This window comes from Hoeflea sp. Naph1 (assembly GCF_046837775.1).
GTDB lineage: Bacteria > Pseudomonadota > Alphaproteobacteria > Rhizobiales > Rhizobiaceae > Hoeflea.
The window spans coordinates 2,499,862-2,521,250 of the sequence record NZ_CP177286.1 but is presented as its reverse complement, the minus strand read 5'-3'; the positions used below and the strand labels follow the sequence as shown (position 1 = coordinate 2,521,250).

The 21,389-nt window shown below is 60.2% G+C and carries 15 protein-coding genes; 10 read left to right on the top strand and 5 right to left on the bottom strand.

Features of this window, described 5'->3' with window-relative positions:
- Positions 1-159: 159 nt before the first annotated feature.
- From topA to rpmG, 6 genes are all read left to right on the top strand, one after another.
- Complete coding sequence (gene topA, locus ACK6D9_RS11925; protein ID WP_412048688.1) at positions 160-2,790, top strand: type I DNA topoisomerase; 2,631 nt, start codon at positions 160-162, stop codon at positions 2,788-2,790.
- Entirely contained in the window at positions 2,787-5,153 is a 2,367-nt protein-coding gene (gene rnr, locus ACK6D9_RS11920) for a ribonuclease R (protein WP_412051799.1), read from the top strand. Before topA ends, rnr begins: the two co-directional genes overlap by 4 nt.
- A gap of 57 nt (positions 5,154-5,210) precedes the next feature.
- Complete coding sequence (locus ACK6D9_RS11915; protein WP_412048687.1) at positions 5,211-5,663, top strand: DUF983 domain-containing protein; 453 nt, start codon at positions 5,211-5,213, stop codon at positions 5,661-5,663.
- Entirely contained in the window at positions 5,660-6,376 is a 717-nt protein-coding gene (locus tag ACK6D9_RS11910) for an NUDIX hydrolase (RefSeq protein ID WP_412048686.1), read from the top strand. Before ACK6D9_RS11915 ends, ACK6D9_RS11910 begins: the two co-directional genes overlap by 4 nt.
- 18 nt (positions 6,377-6,394) lie before the next feature.
- Positions 6,395-7,579 carry an MFS transporter gene (locus tag ACK6D9_RS11905; protein ID WP_412048685.1) on the top strand — a complete coding sequence of 395 codons (1,185 nt, stop codon included), beginning with the start codon at positions 6,395-6,397 and terminating at the stop codon, positions 7,577-7,579.
- 92 nt (positions 7,580-7,671) lie between these two features.
- Positions 7,672-7,839: a 50S ribosomal protein L33 gene (rpmG, locus tag ACK6D9_RS11900; protein WP_267652185.1), complete on the top strand. Its 168-nt coding sequence runs from the start codon at positions 7,672-7,674 to the stop codon at positions 7,837-7,839.
- Positions 7,840-8,351: 512 nt separating this feature from the next.
- Here the strand turns inward: rpmG and ACK6D9_RS11895 are convergent.
- The gene (locus tag ACK6D9_RS11895; RefSeq protein ID WP_412048684.1) at positions 8,352-9,725 is read right to left on the bottom strand and encodes a PleD family two-component system response regulator; all 1,374 of its coding nucleotides are present in this window, start codon (positions 9,723-9,725) and stop codon (positions 8,352-8,354) included.
- Between the two features lie 15 nt (positions 9,726-9,740).
- The gene (locus tag ACK6D9_RS11890; protein WP_267656057.1) at positions 9,741-10,112 is read right to left on the bottom strand and encodes a response regulator; all 372 of its coding nucleotides are present in this window, start codon (positions 10,110-10,112) and stop codon (positions 9,741-9,743) included.
- Between the two features lie 219 nt (positions 10,113-10,331).
- Between ACK6D9_RS11890 and ACK6D9_RS11885 the strand changes: the two genes are divergently transcribed.
- The 4 genes from ACK6D9_RS11885 to ACK6D9_RS11870 all read left to right on the top strand — a co-directional run bounded on the left by ACK6D9_RS11885 (position 10,332) and on the right by ACK6D9_RS11870 (position 14,048).
- Positions 10,332-10,598: a DUF3572 domain-containing protein gene (locus tag ACK6D9_RS11885; protein ID WP_267652184.1), complete on the top strand. Its 267-nt coding sequence runs from the start codon at positions 10,332-10,334 to the stop codon at positions 10,596-10,598.
- Positions 10,598-11,254: a hypothetical protein gene (locus ACK6D9_RS11880; protein ID WP_412051798.1), complete on the top strand. Its 657-nt coding sequence runs from the start codon at positions 10,598-10,600 to the stop codon at positions 11,252-11,254. The genes ACK6D9_RS11885 and ACK6D9_RS11880 overlap by 1 nt, the downstream gene beginning before the upstream one ends.
- 180 nt (positions 11,255-11,434) lie before the next feature.
- Positions 11,435-12,748, top strand: coding sequence for a DNA polymerase IV (locus ACK6D9_RS11875; protein ID WP_412048683.1), 1,314 nt, complete (start codon positions 11,435-11,437; stop codon positions 12,746-12,748).
- Positions 12,749-12,842: 94 nt separating this feature from the next.
- Positions 12,843-14,048 carry a hypothetical protein gene (locus ACK6D9_RS11870; RefSeq protein WP_412048682.1) on the top strand — a complete coding sequence of 402 codons (1,206 nt, stop codon included), beginning with the start codon at positions 12,843-12,845 and terminating at the stop codon, positions 14,046-14,048.
- A 49-nt stretch (positions 14,049-14,097) separates the two neighbouring features.
- Here the strand turns inward: ACK6D9_RS11870 and dnaE are convergent, their stop codons facing one another.
- From dnaE to lon, 3 genes are all read right to left on the bottom strand, one after another.
- On the bottom strand, positions 14,098-17,661 hold the full coding sequence (gene dnaE / locus ACK6D9_RS11865; protein WP_412048681.1) for a DNA polymerase III subunit alpha: 3,564 nt from the start codon (positions 17,659-17,661) through the stop codon (positions 14,098-14,100).
- Between the two features lie 540 nt (positions 17,662-18,201).
- Positions 18,202-18,534, bottom strand: coding sequence for a DNA-binding protein HupB (gene hupB, locus ACK6D9_RS11860; RefSeq protein ID WP_322989510.1), 333 nt, complete (start codon positions 18,532-18,534; stop codon positions 18,202-18,204).
- Between the two features lie 333 nt (positions 18,535-18,867).
- Positions 18,868-21,300 (bottom strand): endopeptidase La, encoded by a 2,433-nt coding sequence (lon, locus tag ACK6D9_RS11855; protein WP_412048680.1) that lies wholly within the window; start codon positions 21,298-21,300, stop codon positions 18,868-18,870.
- Between the last annotated feature and the right edge of the window lie 89 nt (positions 21,301-21,389).

The window sequence follows — 21,389 nt, the reverse complement described above, 5'->3', positions numbered from 1 at the left end:
GATTACTATCGCGTTTAGGTTGTATTCAGGTGCGAAATAGCCCCTTTTCCGAAGATGGACTTGACCCCGCCGCTTTCCCTGTACATTTCGTGGACCCAACCAGTACGGCGCAAAATTGCGCGGTACCGTGAAATTCAACGCCCGAGTGCGAGCAACCTTATGAATGTAGTGGTAGTCGAATCGCCTGCGAAGGCAAAAACGATCAACAAATATCTGGGCAGCGGCTACAAGGTGCTGGCCTCCTTTGGCCATGTCCGTGATCTGCCGGCGAAGGATGGCTCGGTGCTTCCGGACGAAGACTTTGCCATGAAATGGGAGGTCGACACCGCCTCCAACAAGCGCCTCAAGGATATCACCGAGGCGCTCAAGGGTGCCGACTCGCTGATTCTGGCGACTGACCCCGACCGCGAGGGTGAGGCCATTTCCTGGCATGTGCTTGAGGTACTGACCAAGAAAAAGGCGCTCAAGGACAAGAAGGTCTCCCGCGTGGTGTTTAACGCCATCACCAAGAAATCCGTGCTCGACGCAATGGAAAATCCACGTGAGATCGACACGCCGCTGGTCGATGCCTATCTGGCGCGCCGCGCACTTGACTATCTGGTGGGCTTCAACCTGTCGCCGGTGCTGTGGCGCAAGTTGCCCGGCGCGCGTTCGGCCGGTCGGGTGCAATCGGTGGCGTTGCGGCTCGTCTGTGACCGCGAAAGCGAGATCGAACGCTTTATCTCCGAGGAATATTGGCAGATCTCCGCCGATCTGAAGACCCCGCGTGGCGATGGCTTCACCGCACGGCTGACCACGCACAACGGCGAAAAAATCAACAAGATGTCGGTGACCAATGGCGATCTGGCCGGCGGCATCCGCGACATGCTTGAAGGTGCGTCGTTTGTCGCCGACAGCGTCGAGGCCAAGCCGACCCGGCGCAACCCGTCGCCACCGTTTACGACCTCGACCTTGCAGCAGGCCGCCTCTTCCAAGCTCGGCTTCAACGCGTCGCGCACCATGCAGGTGGCGCAGAAACTTTATGAAGGCATCGACATCGGCGGCGAAACTGTCGGTCTGATCACCTATATGCGTACCGACGGCGTGCAGATGGCGCCGGAAGCCATCGACGAGGCCCGGCAGGCAATCGCCGCACGCTTTGGCGACCGTTACGTCCCGGAAAAGGCAAGGCTTTATACCACCAAGGCAAAGAACGCCCAGGAAGCGCATGAAGCCATTCGCCCGACCGGCTTTGAGCGCGCGCCCGATGATGTCAAACGCTACCTCGATGCCGACCAGCTCAAGCTCTATGACCTGATCTGGAAGCGCGCCACCGCCAGCCAGATGGCGTCAGCAGAGATCGAACGGACCACGGTCGACATCACCGCATCCAAGGATGGCAAGACTGCCGGCTTGCGTGCAACCGGCTCGGTTGTCCGGTTTGACGGTTTCATCGCCGCCTACACGGACGCCAAGGAAGATGGCGAACAATCCGACGGTGACGATGACGATGCGCGGCTGCCCGAGATCAACGCCCAGGAAGCGCTGGCCAAGGACAAGATCAACGCCACCCAGCATTTCACCGAACCTCCGCCGCGCTTTTCCGAAGCCTCGCTGATCAAGAAGATGGAAGAACTCGGCATCGGTCGTCCTTCAACCTATGCTTCGACACTGGCAACGCTGCGTGACCGGGAATATGTGACGATCGAGAACCGCAGGCTGACCCCGGAACCCAAGGGTCGTCTGGTCATCGCGTTCCTGGAAAACTTCTTCAACCGGTATGTCGAATTCGGCTTCACCGCTGATCTTGAAGAGAAGCTGGACAGGATCTCAGCGGGCGAACTGGCCTGGAAGGACGTGCTGCGCGAATTCTGGACGGAATTCCATCAACACATCGACGACACCAAGGACCTGCGCGTTACCGCCGTTCTCGACGCGCTCAACGAAGCGCTGGCACCGCTGGTGTTCCCGGTCCGCGAAGACGATTCGGACCCGCGCATCTGCCCGACCTGCGGCACCGGAAACCTGTCGCTCAAGCTCGGCAAATACGGCGCCTTTGTCGGCTGCTCGAACTATCCCGACTGCAGCTTCACCCGGCAACTGTCTTCGGAAGGTTCGGATGCTGATGCGGCACTCTCCAACGAGCCGAAGGATCTGGGCATCGATCCGCATACCAGCGAGCCGATCACGCTGCGCACCGGACGGTTCGGTCCCTATGTCCAGCGTGGCGAGGGCAAGGAAGCCAAGCGCTCCAGCATTCCCAAGGGGTGGGATGTGGCCAGCATCGACCATGAAAAGGCCATGGCGCTGATCAACCTGCCGCGTGATATCGGCCAGCACCCCGAATCCGGCAAGATGATTTCGGCCGGCATCGGCCGCTATGGCCCGTTCGTGCTGCATGACGGCACTTACGCCAATCTCGAGACGGTGGAAGACGTGTTCAGCATCGGGCTCAACCGGGCGGTCACAGTGATCGCCGAAAAGCTCGCCAAGGGCCCCGGTCGCGGCCGTGGCACACCGACTGCATTGAAAGCACTGGGCGATCATCCCGACGGCGGCCCGATCACCGTACGCGATGGCAAGTACGGTCCTTATGTCAATTGGGGCAAGATCAACGCGACCCTTCCCAAGGACAAGGTCCCGGCTGATGTCACGGTGGAGGAAGCGCTGGAAATGATCGCCGCCAAGGCGGGTGCGTCGGGCAAGAAGACCAAGGCGCCGGCCAAGAAGGCTGCCAAGCCCAAAGCCAAGGCCAAGACCACCAAGGCAAAACCGGCCAAGGCAAAAACCGCGACGGCGAAGAAGGACTGAGTTTGGCGACCCCTCCGCGCAACAGCAACCCCGGCAAGCCGGGCGGCGAAGACGACACAACGGCCGAACAGCCGGTGGCCTTCCGACGTGGCGACATGCCTGACCGCGAAACGATCCTGCGGTTTTTGAGCGAGAACCCGGACCGCGCCACCAAGCGTGACATCGCCAAGGCGTTCGGGCTCAAGGGTGAAACCAGAACCGAGCTCAAGGATGTGCTGCGCGAACTTGAGGATGAAGGTCTGCTTGAGCGCGACCGCAAGGTGCTCAGGCGTCCGGGCACGCTTCCCGCCGTCACGGTGCTCGAAATCACCATGCGCGGCAGCGGCGGAGACCTGATCGCCCGGCCGGCCGAATGGCTTGAAAAGCACGGTGCCGCGCCAGTTGTCACCGTGCGCCAGAGCAATGCCGGACGTGATAGCGGGCGCGGCAAATCCCGCTCGCCGTCGACAGCGGCGGCGATTGGCGACCTCGTGCTGGCACGGATATTTGCGGCCCCGCATGGCAAGTCCACGGCCTATACCGCGCGCATCATGAAAATTCTCGAGCGCCGCGGCGGCGCTGTTCTGGGCGTTTTCAAGGAAACCCCGGGTGGCGGCGGACGGCTGATGCCGATCGAGCGGCGCGGCGAGGAATATCTGATCGACCCGGATGCAACCGGCGAGGCCAAGGATGGCGATCTCGTCGAGGTCGAAACCCTTCGCGCCGGCCGCGTCGGGCTGCCGCGCGCCAAGGTGCTGACGGTGCTGGGCTCGGTTGAAAGCGAAAAGGCGATCTCGATGATCGCCATTCACGCCCACGGCATTCCGCATGTTTTTCCCGCAGAGGTCCTGAAGGCTGCGGATGAGGCCAAGCCGGCGCCGCTGTCGGGCCGCGAAGACTGGCGGCACATCCCGCTGATCACCATCGACCCGAGCGACGCCAAGGATCATGACGACGCGGTCTATGCCGAGCAGGACCCCTCGCCCGACAATCCCGGCGGTGTCATCGTTACCGTGGCGATTGCCGATGTCTCGTGGTATGTGCGCGCCGGCTCGGCGCTTGACCGAGAAGCGCTCAAACGCGGCAATTCGGCCTATTTCCCCGACCGGGTGGTGCCGATGCTGCCCGAACGGATCTCCAATGATCTGTGTTCGCTGCGCGAGGGCGAGGACCGGCCGGCGCTTGCCGTGCGGATGCGGTTTTCCAGCGAAGGCCGCAAGATCAGACACAAGTTCCACCGGGTGATGATCAAGAGCGCGGCCAAACTCTCCTACCAGCAGGCCCAAGCGGCGATCGACGGCAAACCGGACGATGCCAGCGGCCCGTTGCTCGAGCCCGTACTGAAGCCGCTGTGGGCTGCCTACGCAGTGCTCAAGCGCGGACGGGAGCGGCGCCAGCCGCTCGAACTCGATATGCCGGAGCGCAAAATCCTGCTGACGCCGGAAGGCAAGGTCGACAAGGTGGTGGTGCCCGAACGGCTCGATGCGCACAAGCTGATCGAAGAGTGCATGATCCAGGCCAATGTGGCTGCTGCCGAAACGCTGGAGCAACGGCGCCAGCCGCTGATCTACCGGGTGCACGACCAGCCGTCGCTGGCCAAGCAGGAAGTCTTGCGCGAATTCCTGGCCACCCTCGGGCTGTCACTGGCGCGTGGTGCGGCGGTGCGAGCCAGTTCGTTCAACAGCATTCTCGCCCGCGCCTCGGGCGAACCCTATCAGATCATTGTCAACGAGATGGTGCTCAGGAGCCAGAGCCAGGCGATCTACTCTCCGGAGAACATTGGCCATTTCGGCCTCAATTTGATGAAATACACGCATTTCACCTCGCCGATACGGCGGTATGCCGACCTGATTGTCCACCGCGCACTGGTTGGGTCGCTGGCTCTTGGCGAAGGCGGGATCACGGCGGACGAGGAAGCGGCGCTGGAAACCATAGCTGCCGAAATCTCCACCACCGAACGCCGGGCCATGAAGGCCGAACGCGACACGGTGGATCGGCTTGTCGCGCACCACCTGGCCAGCCGGATCGGCGAGGCTTTTGACGGACGCGTCTCCGGGGTGACAAAATCGGGCCTGTTTGTCAGCCTGCCACAATTTGGCGCAGATGGTTTCGTCCCGATTTCGACCCTGGGGCTTGACTATTACCACTATGACGAGGCTCATCAGGCGTTGACCGGCGAAAAGACCGGCCTGGGTTACCGCCTTGGCGACAGTGTCGAAATCAAGGTGGTCGAAGTGATACCGCTTGCGGGCTCGTTGCGATTCGAAATGCTCAGCGAAGGCAAGAAAATGCCGACCGGCATGCGCTCGTTTCACAAATCCGGGCGGGCCCGGCGCGGTGGACCCAAAAAACCCGGATCGAGACCGCCGCGCGGCCGTCGTTGACGCAGATGCCACGATTAGCGGCGTGAAAACACGTCCGTTTTAAAAAGGAGATGAACATTGCTCGAATTTGGCGCCCCCACCACCGAGAGTGTTTCCGAAGATGAGCCGCGTAACACCTGGCTTTCCATCAAGCGAGGCCTGCTCGGGCGTTGCCCGCATTGCGGCGAAGGCAAGTTGTTCAAGGCCTACCTCAAGCCAGTGGATGCATGTGCGGTCTGCGGCGAAGAGATGTTTCACCACCGCGCCGATGATTTTCCGCCCTATCTCGCCATCTTCATTGTCGGTCACATCGTTGTCGCCGGCTTCATGGCAACCGATAGCTGGCTGGTGCTCGAAAGCTGGCAGCACCTGATGATCTGGATCCCGATCACGATAATCCTGTCGCTGTCGCTGCTGCCCCCACTCAAGGGCGGGGTCATAGGCCTGCAATGGGCACTGCGCATGCATGGTTTTGGCGGAGAGACGGATGAGTTGTTGCTGGCACCTGTGTCCCACGAGGATGCACGGTGAGCCACAAAGGTGCGGACAAGGCCGACCTGCTGACGGAAGACCTTAAACACCGAAACGAGACACGCCATGCACCGCGCACACCGCGCGATGCTGCATCGTTGCTGCTGATCGACCGCAGCCAACCAACACCGCGCGTGCTGGTGGGCAAACGCGGCAAGAAGCACGCCTTCATGCCCGATCTCTATGTGTTTCCCGGCGGACGCCGGGATCCGGGTGACAACAAGACCGAGTTTGCCTGGCCGCTGCGCGAAGAGGTGGAGGGAAAGTTGCTGGAACGCACCAGTTCCCGTTTCAATCCGAACGCGGCACGTGGTCTGGCCGTTGCCGCCGCCCGGGAAATGCTCGAGGAAGCGCATCTGTCGCTGACGCCAGCCGAATATGCCGGGTCGTTGCGCCCCGATGTCTCGAATTTCCGTTTTCTGGCCCGGGCAATCACGCCACCGGGCATGCCGCGCCGCTACGACACCCGGTTCTTTGCCTGTTTTACCGACGAGACATGTGCCGATCTGTCAGCGCTCAAAGACAGCGACGAATTGCATGATCTGAACTGGTTGGAGATCGACCGACACGAAGATTTTCCATTGCCTCGTATTACCAAGGTGATTCTGACCGATCTTTGCCAGGCAATGGCAGAGGATCGGTCTTTACCATTTGGCAGGGCAGTTTCGTTCTACTATTTCCGCAATGGACGATTCGTTCGCGAGTTGATTTAACCCACCAGGTCTTTGCAGATGGATCATTCTTCCTCAGGCACACCGGCGATCCGCGAGGAGATCCACTGGCCAGCACTGATAGCTGCGGTCGCGGCCATCACCGCGGTGGGCATCGCCATCGGTCTCGGGCTGCCACTGCTCTCGGTCATTCTCGAAAAACGCGGCGTCTCCTCGACTATGATCGGGCTCAACTCGGCCATGGCCGGCGTGGCGGCAATGGCGGCAGCGCCGGTAACCACCTGGATTGCCCAGCGACTGACCGTGGTCAACACCATGGTGCTGGCCATCATCGCGGCGGCGGCCAGTGCACTGGGCTTCTTTTATGCAGAAGCGCTGTGGATGTGGTTTCCGCTGCGGATCATCTTTCACGGCGCTATTACGGTGCTGTTCGTGCTGTCGGAATTCTGGATCAACACCGCTGCCCCGCCATCGCGACGCGGCCTGGTGTTGGGAATTTACGCAACGGTTCTTTCCCTGGGATTTGCCGCGGGACCGCTGATCTTTTCAGTGGTCGGCTCGGACGGCGTGTTGCCGTTTGCGATCGGTGCCGGCATCATCCTGATGGCTGCAATCCCGATCCTGATGGCGCGCAAGGAAAACCCGGTGATCGGCCCCTCAACCGACATCCCGTTCCTTCGCTATATTTTTCTTGTCCCCACTGCCACGGCTGCAGTGTTCGTGTTCGGCGCGGTGGAGTCAGGCGGACTTTCGCTGTTTCCGGTCTATGCCAACCGCACCGGCTTTACCGAATCGCAAGGCGCGCTGTTGTTGACCATGATCGGATTGGGCAACGTCCTGTTCCAGATCCCGGTGGGGCTGATCGCTGACCGGATCGGCGACCGCCGGCGGTTGCTGTCGTTGTTTGCGGTGATCGGGCTGATCGGTTCGCTGTCCCTGCCCTTCCTGATCCATAACTGGCTGCTGACAGCCGTCATCCTGTTGTTCTGGGGTGGCAGTGTCGCCGGGCTCTACACCGTAGGCCTGGCGCATCTGGGCGACAAACTGCACGGTGCCGACCTGGCTTCGGCCAACGCCGCCTTCGTATTTTGCTATGCGATGGGCATGTTGCTGGGTCCGCAGACCATCGGCGTGGCCATGGATCTGACCGGAAATCACGGATTTGCCTGGGCGCTGGCGTTCTTTTTCGGCCTGTATGTGGTGCTCACGCTGTTTCGTCTGCTACTTAGCCCAAAACGGACTTGACTTTCCGCCGGGCTTTTGTAGTTTCCGCGCAAGTTTCGCCGTGGAGCCTTGTGCGCTGCCCGCGGCTTCATTTTTGAAGAAGGCAAAACACCATGGCCAAGGCGACCACCATCAAAATCAAGCTCCAGTCGACTGCCGACACGGGCTTTTTCTACGTAACGAAGAAGAACAGCCGTACCTTCACCGACAAGATGGTGAAGACAAAGTACGACCCGATTGCCAAGAAGCATGTCGAATTCAAGGAAGCCAAGATCAAGTAACAGGCTCCCTGCCCCGGCGACTTGCCGGAACAGTATTGATCAAAGCAAAAAACCCGCCTCTTTCCGGAGGCGGGTTTTTTGTATCAAGGGCCGATCAAAACAAGGGCGTGGAACGAGGATGCCACTAAGCACTTGATTTCGATCGGCCACCCCACGACCCAGGAGATGCGGCGGACCTGAACATCATGGGGATTTCGTATTCGCTTAGACTGTATCAGTTTGATGCGGCAAAACTTCAACTCAGTCTTCACTATTAACTTTCGTACAATTTCGCCAAAAAATCAATAGTTTCTTAACCAGCGAGCGGCCCTGTCCACGGTTTTGGTTAATTGCAGCGTATAAACCTGTCGCTGTTGCACCAATTAGTGATTGTATGAAAACGACACTACCCATCATGCCAATGAGCAAGTCACGTCAAGAAAACCACTTCGGCTTCATTTAATGAAAAACAGTGAGATTCTGATGGCTGCGACGGCCAGCGGGTCCCAGGTGGCTAAGCCAGCGACTCAGCTTCAGGCGGCTACGCCGACTACGCGGTTGCGGCCAGCATTCTTGGCCTGGTAGAGCGCCTGATCGGCGCGGCGGAGCAGCGAATCCGCGCCCTCACCGGATTTTTCCAAAGTGGCAATCCCGACCGACGTGGTCACCGGGGCCATCGCGCCGGTGGCGGAAACCTTGAACGGCGCCGAGGCGATGGCGTTACGCAAGCGTTCGGCCACTTGAGAAGCGACTTCAGGCGTCGTGTCGGGCATCACCACGACAAATTCCTCGCCGCCATAACGGCAGGCAAGATCGGCACCGCGCACCGCGCCGCGCACCCGGCGGGAAAATTCGCGCAGCACATCATCGCCACCTTCGTGGCCATGAACATCATTGATGGCCTTGAAGTGATCGATGTCGGTTATCAGCACCGACAAAGGCCGGCCGCGGCGATTGGAGCGCTCGACCAGCGCCGCCAGATGGGTATCGAGATAGCGGCGGTTGTTGAGCCCGGTCAGCGAATCGGTGACGGCAAACTCGACCGATTGGGTCAGGCTCGAGCGCAATTGGCCGGTGTAGCGCATGCGGCGAATCTGGGTAACGCTGCGGGCAACCAGTTCATTGGGGTCAAGCGGCCGCAGCAGATAGTCATTGACGCCGAGATCCAGCGCACGGATCACCAGATCCTCTTCGCCCTGCTCGGCAACCATCAGCATCGGAATAAAGCGGGTACGATCGAGCGAGCGCAGTTGCGAGCAAAGCCTGAGCGGATCGTAGTCCTCGAGCGCCGAGGAAACGATTACCAGTTCATAGGGTTTTTCAGCCGCCTCAAACAGCGCTGCCTGCGGATCGCCAATGGCGGTAATGTCGGCAATGCCCTTCAGCGCCCGGGCCATGCGGTCCTGGGCATTGGCGCGGCCTTCGACCAGCAATACCAGCCCCGGCTCTTCCAGGTGCCCCTGGTGTGGCGCCAGCAGGCCCTCGAGGCCAAGATCGCGCGCGGTCTCGGCGCGGAGCCTGAGTTCGTCTGAGAGCGCCTTGAAGCGAACCAGGCTCTTCACCCGGGTCATCAGCTGCAGGTCATTGACCGGCTTGGTCAGGAAATCGTCGGCGCCGGCCTTGAGCCCGCGGACGCGGTCGGCCGGTTGGTCGAGTGCGGTGACCATGACCACCGGAATATGGGCGGTGCGCGGGTTCTGCTTGAGCCGCTCGCAGACCTCAAATCCGTCGATGCCCGGCATCATGATGTCGAGCAGAATGAGATCAACCTGGGTCTGGTCGCAGATCGACAGCGCGGTCATGCCGTCTTCGGCCGTCAGCACCTCGAAATACTCAGCCAGCAGCCGAGCCTCGAGAAGCTTCACATTGGCCGGAATGTCGTCAACCACCAGGATCCGCGCGGTCATCTTGAGTCTCCGCCCCTATGCATCGCCGAGATAGGTCTTGAGGGTTTCGATGAATTTGGGCACCGATATGGGTTTGGAAATATAGGCCTCGCAGCCCCCCTGCCGGATGCGCTCCTCATCGCCCTTCATCGCAAAGGCGGTAACCGCGATAACCGGAATCATGTGCAGGTCGTCATCCTGCTTGAGCCATTTGGTGACTTCCAGACCCGAGACTTCGGGCAACTGAATATCCATCAGGATCAGATCGGGGCGATGCTTGCGGGCAAGATCCATCGCTTCCATGCCATTGCGGGTCTGGATGGTCTTGTAGCCTGACGCTTCGATCAGGTCCCGGAACAGCTTCATGTTGAGTTCATTGTCCTCAACAATCATCACCTGCTTTGTCATATCCATTCCCATCCTCGAATCGGCGGTTCTTCCAACCTGCCAGATCCTCCCGATGCCAACCGCCACCGCCAAGAATTGGCCAGTCTCACACCAGACCCGATTGCAAACAAACCGCGTCCTGATGCCAGTCAACACAACCACCTTAGTTTCATTAGGTTGAAAAAGTGGTAATCGGATCGTGCGAATGCGGTACATGATCCAAACAAGGAAACCCGGGCGATGGCGGATGCAGAAGAAACGGCGATTGCGGTGCTTGGCTGGCTGGCCGGAGAGCCCGAACTGATGGGCCGTTTTCTGGCCTTGACCGGGCTTGAGGCTTCCAATCTGCGCGAAGCGGCAAAGGAACCTGGGTTTCTCGCCGGCGTGCTCGGTTTCCTGATGAACCACGAGCCGACATTGATGGATTTTTGCGCCTCGACCGGCACCCGGCCGGAAGCGGTGACGCGCGCCTTCCAGGCGTTGGGCGGCGCCAGCGAGGCCGGATGATGATACGCATTCCCGACGCAGAACATGACGATCTCAATCTCGGCGAAAGAGCCTTGATCGTTTGCGATATCGACGAGGTGGTGCTGGAGTTCATCACCCCGTTCCAGGCATTCCTGATCGATAACGGCCACGAGTTGCGCCCGCGCTCGTTCCGGCTCACCGGAAACATATTCAATCTTGCTGACAGTTCCGAAACCGGACACGACGAGGTCGAGCAGCTGTTGGAGAGCTTCTTCACGGCCCAGGATGGCTGGCAGACGCCGGTCAAGGCGGCAGCCGACAGTCTGGCCCGGCTGTCGGAAGAGGCCGATATCGTGTTTCTGACGGCCATGCCGCCGCGCCATCGATCCGTACGCCGGATATTGCTCGACCAGCATGGCTTCGAGTATCCGATGATTGCCACCGAGGCGCCCAAGGGGCCGGCGGTCCAGGCGCTGCATGCCGCCCGAGATCACCCGCTGGTGTTCATCGACGACATTTTCACCAATCTTCAGTCGGTGCAGGCGCACATGCCCCAAACCCTGTTGGTCAACCTGATGGCCAACGACGCTTTCCGGGCACTGGCGCCGCATCCAGGTGACGGCGTTGCGATGGCGGGCGACTGGAACGAGGCGGAAGCGCTCATAAGGACCTATCTGACGCCCCTGCCCGGCTGAACCAGCAGCGCTCTTGGGCCCGAACGGCGTTCCCGGCTGTGGCGATAACGCCTCTGTCAGAGGGTGAAACGACATCGACATCAAAACCGGCTCCCGACAGATCATGGTGGACTTGTGAGTCGCCAGACTATTGCGTAATCTGGCGATGTTCAATGTTTGTTCTCTTTTGCTATCGAGCCGATGCCCCAAGCGCCGCAGCATCCCGATCCACTTCCCGGTTTTTGCCGTGATTGCCTGACGCCGGCAGGCGCCGGACGACGTTGTGCGAAGTGCGGCAGCCCGCGCCTTATCCGCCACCGCGAAATCGGGGAGCTGACGCTTGCCCATGTCGACTGCGATGCGTTTTACGCCACGGTGGAAAAACGCGACAATCCTGAACTCGCCGACAAGCCTGTTATCATCGGCGGTGGCAAGCGCGGCGTGGTTTCCACCTGCTGTTACATCGCCCGGATCAATGGCGTGCGTTCGGCCATGCCGATGTTCAAGGCGCTCGACGCCTGCCCGGATGCGGTGGTGATCAAGCCCGACATGGAGAAATACGCGCGCGTCGGCCGCGAAGTCCGGCGGATGATGGAAGAGCTCACGCCACTGGTACAGCCGATTTCGATCGACGAGGCGTTCCTGGACCTTGCCGGCACCGAACGGCTGCACAAGGACACCCCTGCCCGCACCCTGGCCCGGTTTGCCGCACGGGTGGAGGCCGAGATCGGCATCTCGCTGTCTGTGGGGCTGTCCTATTGCAAGTTCCTGGCCAAGGTTGCCTCCGATCTCGACAAGCCGCGCGGATTTTCGGTGATCGGCAAGCAGGAGGCGCTGGATTTTCTCAAGCCGCGTCCGGTGACGATGATCTGGGGCGTCGGCAAGGCATTCGGGGCAACGCTGGAGCGCGACGGCATCCGCACCATCGGCCAGTTGCAGACCATGGAACTGACGGCGCTGATGCGTAGCTACGGTGTGATGGGCAAGCGGCTCTACCACCTGGCCCGCGGCGAAGACGATCGCACCGTGCACCCCAATGAGGGCGCCAAGAGCGTCTCGGCGGAAACCACCTTCAACCACGATCTTTCGGAGGCCAAGGATCTGGTGCCGGTGCTCCGGCGGCTGTCGGAAAAGGTTTCGGCGCGGCTCAAGGCCTCGGGCATTGCCGGGCAGACGGTGGTGCTCAAGCTCAAGACCGGTGACTTCAAAAGCCGCACCCGCAACTTCAAGCTCGAAGACCCGACCATGCTGGCGGACCGGATTTTCCGCACTGGCCTGCATCTTCTGGAAAAGGAACTTGGCGGCGAACGTTTCCGGCTGATCGGCATCGGCGTGACCGACCTTACCGATGCGGCGCGCGCCGATCCGCCGGATCTGGTGGATCCTGCCGCCGCGCGCCGGGCCGTGGCGGAAAGCGCCATCGACAAGGTTCGGCAAAAATTCGGCCGCGACATCGTCGAGACCGGCTACACTTTCGGAACCTCGCGCAAGACCAAACAGGCGGAAGAAGACTGACCCAAGGTCGAACTCGATCTGTTCAACGAGTTTCGATACAACTGACAGATTGCTGATCCAGAGGATCGGCTGTTGCGCGGGAGCATCCTGAGCCATGACATCTTCTTTAAAGCGCGAGCGATTGTTGCTACCAGCCGGAATTTTGATCGCCGGGCTGTTGCTGGCGGCGCTTGTCTATGCCGCATTGATCGAGGTTGGTGGCAAGAATTCCGCGGCACTGATGGCGGACGCATTTCTGCACGGCAGGCTGTGGGTTAACACTTGCTTCGATCTCGATTGCGCCCGTGTTGATGGACGGACCTATGTGGTGTTTCCTCCGTTTCCGGGCGTCGCCGCGCTGCCTCTCGTGGCTATCGGCGGGACAACAACGTTCGGCTTTATCCCTCTGACAACACTCTGTTTATTCCTGTCCTTGCTGATATGGATCCGCATCTTCCGGCGATTGGGCGTGAGCAACCCGTCATGGATCTGGCTGGTATTGGCGGTCGGCTTTTCCAGCCCGTTGTTCTTTGTTACCATCCGTGGAGACGGCATCTGGTTTTTCACCCAGGCAATCGGGTTCCTGATGACCAGCTTGGCTATACACGAGGCATTGGCGGGCCGTCTGGTGAGCGCAGGCCTGGCAATATCCTGTGCGTTTTTGAGCCGTCAGATGAGCATTTTCTACGTGCCGTTATTGCTGATCCTTTCGCTGCGGCCCGAAGCTCCGCTCTGGTCGGCGATGCCGGACAAGATCACGCGGGCTGTTAAACTGGGGCTTCCGGTGGCGGTGGCGATCAGTATTTATCTACTATACAACCAGCTTCGCTTCGGCTCCCCGCTCGAGACCGGTTACGCCTTTATCGACTATCCGCCAGGCGTCTTGAAGGAACGGCTGGCGACGCATGGATTGTGGAGCCCGAGCTATGTTCCCTTTAACTTCTACCATGCGCTGGTGCAGGGATTTCATGCCCGTTTCGAGGGGGCGGGAAATATGGAGCTGGTGGGAATTGACCGTTTTGGCACTGCGTTCTTGGTGGCGAGCCCCTGGTTGGCCATGTTGTTCTTCACCCCGATCAACCGCCGCACAGTACTTTCAGGGCTGCTGGTGGCAGGCCTGATCACAGTAATGCTGTTTTACCATTCCAATGGCTACACCCAATACAATGTCCAGCGGTACATGCTCGACTGGCTGCCGGCAGCACTGGTGATGCTGGCCTATGCAATCCAGCAGCAGAAATCACCGCTATTTCCGCTGGCTGTGCTGTGGGGCATGGGGCTGAATGCGGTCACCATTGCCACCATGACGATGGTCCAATAGAGCCCCGCGGACAGAGTGAACTTCGAAACGCCCCGCCCGGTGTCGCCACTTAAACCAATTCGACATCCAGTACGCCCGGCGCAGCTTTCAGCGCGGAAGCCAGCTGCGGCGTGAGTTTGTAACGGTCCGGCAACGTGACTTCGATTTCGCGGCGCCCGTCATCCTTGATCATGACGAAAGACACCTGCCCTTCACCGCGCGATTTCAACTGGGTCGAGACCGAATTGAGCGGCTTTGCATCACGCATGTAAACCCTAAGTGCGGACTGACCGCGCGCGGCCCGATCTTCAAGCGAATCGGCCGTCTGGATGCGCAGGCCGATGCCTTCGGGTCGCTCCTCGGCGGTGACGGTGATGACGATCGACTTGCCCGGTTCGAGCAACTCGCGGTAGAGCGCCAAGCCTTCCGAAAACAGCACTGCCTCATACTGGCCGGAGCTGTCGGAAAAGGCGACGATGCCCATCTTGTTGCCGGTACGGGTCTTGCGTTCCTGCTTGCTGGTAACAGTGCCCGCCAACCGCCCCGCGGTGGCGCCTGCCTTGACCGCAAGCGAAAAGTCAGCCCAGGTCTGCACCCGCATTTTGGCGAGCAACTCATTATATGAATCAAGTGGATGGGCCGAAAGGTAGAAGCCCAGCGCCTGATACTCGCGGTGCAGTTTGTCGGCCGGCAACCAGGGTATGACCGCAGGCAGTTGAATGGTTTCAGCCTCGGTCGCACCACCACCGCCGACACCAAACATGTCACTCTGGCCGCTGATGCGATTTTCCTGGGCGCGCTGGGCAAAGCCCAAAATCCGGTCGAGACCGCCGCTCAGGGACGCGCGCTCCTTGCCGAAACAATCGAATGCCCCGGCGGCAATCAGGCTTTCAAGAACCCGGCGGTTGACCTGGCGGGGATCGATCCGCATGCAGAAATCCTCGAGCGAGGCAAAGGCCGTATCGCCACGAACCTCGACAATATGCTCGACCGCCGCGTCGCCGACGCCCTTGATGGCGGCCAGCGCATAGTAGATCCGGTTCTCGCCGGTTTCAAAATGACGGAAGCTGGTCTGCACCGATGGAGGCACAACTTCGATCCCCAACCGCTTGGCGTCCTGGCGAAAGTCATTGAGCTTGTCCGTATTGGACATGTCGAGCGTCATCGAGGCTGCCAGAAACTCGACCGGATAATGCGCCTTGAGATAGGCCGTCTGATAGGAAACGATGCCGTAGGCTGCGGCGTGGGACTTGTTGAATCCGTAATTGGCGAACTTGGCGAGAAGGTCGAAGATCAGATTGGCCTGCGGTTTGGACACACCGCGTTCGACGGCGCCATCGACGAAGCGGGCGCGCTGCTTGTCCATTTCCGCCTGGATCTTCTTGCCCATGGCGCGGCGCAACAGGTCGGCTTCGCCGAGCGAGTAGCCTGCCAGCACCTGGGCGATCTGCATCACCTGTTCCTGGTAGACGATCACGCCCTGGGTCTCAGCCAGCAGTCCGTCGATCTTGGGGTGGATCGAGGCCAGTTCCTCCTCGCCGTGCTTGCGCGCATTGTAGACCGGGATGTTTTCCATCGGGCCGGGACGATAGAGCGCCACAAGCGCAATGATGTCCTCGATCCGGTCGGGGCGCATGCCGATCAGCGCCTTGCGCATGCCGGCAGACTCTACCTGGAACACGCCGACGGTCTCGCCGCGCGACAGCATGTCGTAGGTCGGCTTGTCATCGAGCGGCAAGGCTTCGAGATCGACGGTGATGTTGCGCTTGGCGATGAACCCGACCGCCGTCTTCAGCACAGTCAGGGTCTTGAGGCCGAGAAAGTCGAACTTGACCAGACCGGCCTGCTCGACCCATTTCATGTTGAACTGGGTGACCGGCATATCCGAGCGCGGATCGCGATACATTGGCACCAGTTGCGACAGTGGCCGGTCGCCGATAACGATACCGGCGGCGTGGGTGGAGGCGTGGCGGTACAGCCCCTCGAGCTTCTGAGCGATATCGAGCAGGCGGCCGACGGCCGGCTCCTTGTCCACTTCCTCGGCAAACCGCGGTTCTTCCTCGATCGCCTTGTGCAGCGGCGTCGGGCTGGCAGGGTTGTTGGGCACCAGCTTGCAGATGCGGTCGACCAGGCCGTAGGGCATCTCGAGCACGCGACCTACATCGCGAAGTGCTGCGCGCGCCTGCAGGCTTCCGAAAGTGATGATCTGCCCAACCTGCTCGCGGCCGTACTTCTTCTGCACATAGCGGATCACTTCTTCGCGGCGATCCTGGCAGAAGTCGATGTCAAAGTCGGGCATAGACACACGGGCGGGGTTGAGAAAGCGTTCGAACAGCAGCGAAAAACGCAGTGGATCAACATCGGTAATGGTGAGCGCATAGGCAACCAGAGAGCCCGCGCCGGAACCACGACCGGGGCCCACCGGAATGCCCTGGTCCTTGGCCCATTTGATGAAGTCCGCAACGATCAGGAAGTAGCCGGGAAACTTCATGTTCTCGATGATATCGAGCTCGATCTGCAACCGCTCGCGGTAATCCTCGATGGCGTAGCCATCAGCCATTCCAATCCGCGCCAGACGCCGTTCCAGCCCCTCGATCGATTGCCGCCGCAGTTCTGCTGCTTCTGCGGCAAGCGCAGCTTCTGGATCGCCATGGTCGGCGCCGGTGAAGTGCGGCAGGATTGGCGCACGTGTCTCGACAATCGCCGCACAACGGCGGGCGATTTCCACCGTGTTGGCCAGTGCTTCGGGCGCATCGGCAAAGATTGCCATCATCTCAGCGCGGGATTTCAGGCAATTGTCGACACTCAGGCGCGGCCGGCGGTCATCCGACATGACGGCGTTGTGGGCGACTGCCATCAACGCGTCATGGGCCTCGTAATCGTCAGGACCGGGGAAAAACGCTTCGTTGGTGGCAACCAGCGGCACCTCGCATTCATAGGCGAGCGCAATCATCGTCGCCTCGAGGCCGCGGTCATAGCCTTTTTGGCGCTGCAGTTCGAGATAAAGCCGGTCGCCAAACACCGCCTTGAGCCGGTCGAGCCGTTCCCGCGCCTTGTCGGGATGGCCGTCGCGCATCGCCTGGTTGACAGGCCCGCCATCGGCACCGGTGAGTGCAATCAGGCCCTCGGCGCCCTCTTCGAGCCACGACATGGTGATATGCGGACGCTCGACACTGTCGCCGTCGAGATAGGCGCGGCTGACAAGCGCCACCAGACGATCGTAACCGGCGGCAGTGGCAGCGTAGAGGACAATCGAAGGTGATTTTTGCAGGTGGTCGCGGTGGGACCGGCGATCACCCTGCTGGCCGTCCTCCATATCGAGATCAAGCTGGCAACCGATCAACGGCTGGATACCTGCTTCCATGGCCTTGACGGAAAACTCCAGCGCCCCGAACAGATTGTTGGTGTCGGTAATCGCCAGCGCCGGCTGCTGATCGGCAACCGCGCGCTGGATCAGCGTCTTGATCGGCAGCGCGCCTTCAAGCAGCGAATAGGCAGAGTGCACCCGCAAATGCACAAAACCCGGCCAGGCACCCGTCTCGCCGAGCTCAGTCGCATCGGATTGCTGGCGAGACGTCTTGGCCCCGGCGGCCAGATTGGCGAGCATTTTTGCCGCCTTGTTTTCCCGTGCCATGAATATCCCCTGCTGATCGGCCGCGGCTTCGGCGCCTTTTTGGCGCGCACCGCAGACTCAAGCAGCAATTGTGAGGACCCGGACTCGAAAGTCCAGAGCAGGAGCAAGCAAAACCGGCGCTTCACACAGGCACGGGCACGCGTACCTCAAAACGGGAACAGAGAACCCGCGTGGGCCAATTGGCCATACGGGCCCCGGATCACCTCAAGCACGCCCGCAGGCGTCAGGTTGAGTGACCGGGTTGGCACCAATAATGGCGGCCTAAAACGCCATCACGACGACGGCAAAACTTGCAACAAACAGAGACATGGAAACGAAGGCGGCGAGATCGCGGGCAAATGCAGTCATGATCAACTCCTGTGTATTCGCTTTATGTTTCTATCTTGTTCTATTTTTGTTCTCTTGTCAAGCGCCCGTGACGAGCCATGTCGCAACAGGTTATCCACTGCCCGGGACACCGGGGCTCGGTGCCGGGCAAACGAAAAACCCGGGGGATTTCTCCCCCGGGTTTCCAACTTGTATCAATCACATGGAAGCGGCTTAGTTGCACGCGTCCTTGAGGCCCTTGCCGGCCGAGAATTTCGGCACGTTACGAGCCGGAATGTCGACTTCCTTGCCGGTCTGCGGGTTGCGGCCCTTGGAGGCCTCGCGGCGCGACACGGTGAAGTTGCCAAAGCCGATCAGGCGGACGTCGCCGCCGTTCTTGAGCTCACCGGTGATCGTTTCGAAAACAGCCTCGACTGCCGACGTTGCGTCACCCTTGCTGATGCCCGATTTCTCGGCCACTGAGGCCACGAGTTCGTTCTTGTTCATTTTCCGTCCCTTTCTGGCGTGATGTCGACTCAACTTGTTCGATGGCGTGATCCTACGCATCTCGCGGTCTCGCGCAACAAAACTCCTTGCAAACGCACGGGTTTCGACGTTTTTCACAGGCCTTCACACAGAAAATTTCGACAAAACACATGGCCTGCAGGTCTCAGGCGACCGATCAGACCATTCCGAGGTTGCTTCAGCGGACTGTTCCGACCGCGCCTGTCGCCCAATTGCTGAGGCGAACCTTCCGAGACCGCGGTCAAACAGATCAAACTTTTCCGCCTGAAAATGCAAAAGCGCCGCACGTTGATGTCAACACGCGGCGCTTTCATGGTTCAAACGAGGTTGGCAGGACGCCGCCCGGATCTCAAACGATCCGGGCGGCGTCTGCCATCAATGGGCGATTGTGGCACCACTCTCGTCAACGGTCTCAGGGACAATCGGCGCCTCCGGCTGGGCGTCGGGGTCCCAGGTGATCGCCTCGGGCATACGCACAAGCGCGTGACGCAGCACGTCACCCATCTTGGCGACCGGGATGATCTCCAGTCCGTTTTTCACATTGTCCGGGATCTCGGGCAGATCCTTGGCGTTGTCCTCAGGAATCATCACTGTCTTGATGCCGCCCCGCAGGGCTGCCAGCAGTTTTTCCTTTAGGCCACCAATCGGCAGAATGCGTCCACGCAGTGTGATTTCGCCGGTCATGGCGACATCGCGGCGTACCGGGATCTTGGTCATGATGGACACAATCGCTGTCGCCATTGCCACACCGGCCGAGGGGCCGTCCTTCGGGGTCGCCCCTTCGGGTACGTGGACATGGATATCGCGCTTGTCGAACAACGGCGGCTCGATGCCGAAATCAACCGCACGCGAGCGGACATAGGAGGCCGCAGCCGAGATCGATTCCTTCATCACGTCACGCAGATTGCCGGTGACAGTCATCTTGCCCTTGCCCGGCATCATCACGCCTTCGATGGTCAACAGCTCGCCACCCACTTCGGTCCAGGCCAGCCCGGTAACCACGCCGACCTGATCGTCGGCTTCGGCTTCACCATAGCGGAACCGCGGCACGCCGAGGTAATCGGCAAGATTGTCCTCCGTGATCTTGACCGACTTGACGCCGGTTCTGAGGATCTCGGTGACGGCCTTGCGCGACAGCTTCATCAGTTCGCGTTCGAAGTTACGCACACCGGCTTCCCGTGTGTAGGTGCGGGCAATCTGCAACAGCGCGCCGTCGGTGATCTCGAATTCCTCCGGACGCAGCGCATGATCACGCACGGCCTTGGGAAGAAGATGCCTACGGGCAATCTGCTGCTTCTCATCCTCGGTGTAGCCGGCGATGCGGATCACTTCCATCCGGTCCATCAACGGCGCCGGAATGTTGAGTGTGTTGGCCGTGGTGATGAACATCACGCTGGACAGGTCATACTCAACCTCGAGGTAGTGATCCATGAACGTCGAGTTCTGTTCCGGATCAAGCACCTCGAGCAATGCCGACGATGGATCGCCGCGAAAATCCTGCCCCATCTTGTCGATCTCGTCGAGCAAGAACAGCGGGTTGGTTTTCTTGGCCTTCTTCATCGACTGGATGACCTTGCCGGGCATCGAACCGATGTATGTGCGACGGTGACCGCGGATTTCGGCCTCGTCACGAACGCCACCAAGCGCCATGCGGACATATTCGCGACCGGTGGCCTTGGCGATCGACTTGGCAAGCGAGGTCTTGCCGACGCCGGGAGGTCCGACGAGGCAGAGGATCGGTCCCTTGATCTTGGAGGACCGCGCCTGCACGGCAAGATATTCGACGATCCGCTCCTTGACCTTCTCAAGGCCGAAGTGATCCTCGTCGAGCACCTTCTCTGCGGCTTTGAGATCTATCTTGACCCGGGACTTCTTGCCCCAGGGCAGACCCAACAGCCAATCGAGATAATTGCGCACGACGGTGGCTTCCGCCGACATCGGGCTCATCTGCTTGAGTTTCTTGAACTCGGCATCAGCCTTTTCGCGGGCTTCCTTGGAGAGCTTTGTCTTGGCAATCCGCTGTTCGATCTCGGTCATCTCGTCGCGGCCATCCTCGCCGTCGCCGAGTTCCTTCTGGATCGCCTTCATCTGCTCGTTGAGATAATACTCACGCTGGGTCTTCTCCATCTGCCGCTTGACGCGGGAGCGGATGCGCTTTTCCACCTGCAGAACGGAGATTTCGCCTTCCATGAAGCCGAGTGCCTTTTCCAGGCGGCCCTTGACCGAGACCGTCGAGAGCATGTCCTGCTTTTCGGTGATCTTGATCGACAGATGCGAAGCTACCGTGTCGGCGAGCTTGGAGTAGTCGTCAATCTGGCTGGCAGCGCCCACCACTTCGGGCGAGATCTTCTTGTTCAGCTTGACGTAGTTTTCGAACTCGGAAACCACCGAGCGCGACAGCGCCTCGACTTCCACCGGATCTTCATCCGGTTCGGCAAGTTCAATGGCGCGGGCTTCGTAATAATCCACACGATCAGTGTAATTGACGATTTCGGCCCGGGCACGGCCTTCGACCAGGACCTTCACGGTTCCGTCGGGCAGCTTGAGCAGTTGCAGCACATTGGCAATGGTGCCGATCTGATAGATTCCGGATGGATCAGGATCATCGTCGCCGGCGTTGATCTGGGTGGCCAGCATGATCTGCTTGTCCGATCCCATCACTTCTTCGAGCGCAAGAATCGACTTCTCACGACCGACGAACAGCGGCACGATCATGTGCGGGAATACTACGATATCGCGCAGCGGGAGAACGGGATAGACCCCGGCATCTTCCGGCGCTTGGGGCGGGCTCACAATTTTGTCCGGCATGTCATTTCCTTTCATGGCCCTTTTATCAGGGCCGATTGGCAACGCAGGACGCGGTCCCGGATAAACCAGCAACCGCTGTTGGCGTCCTT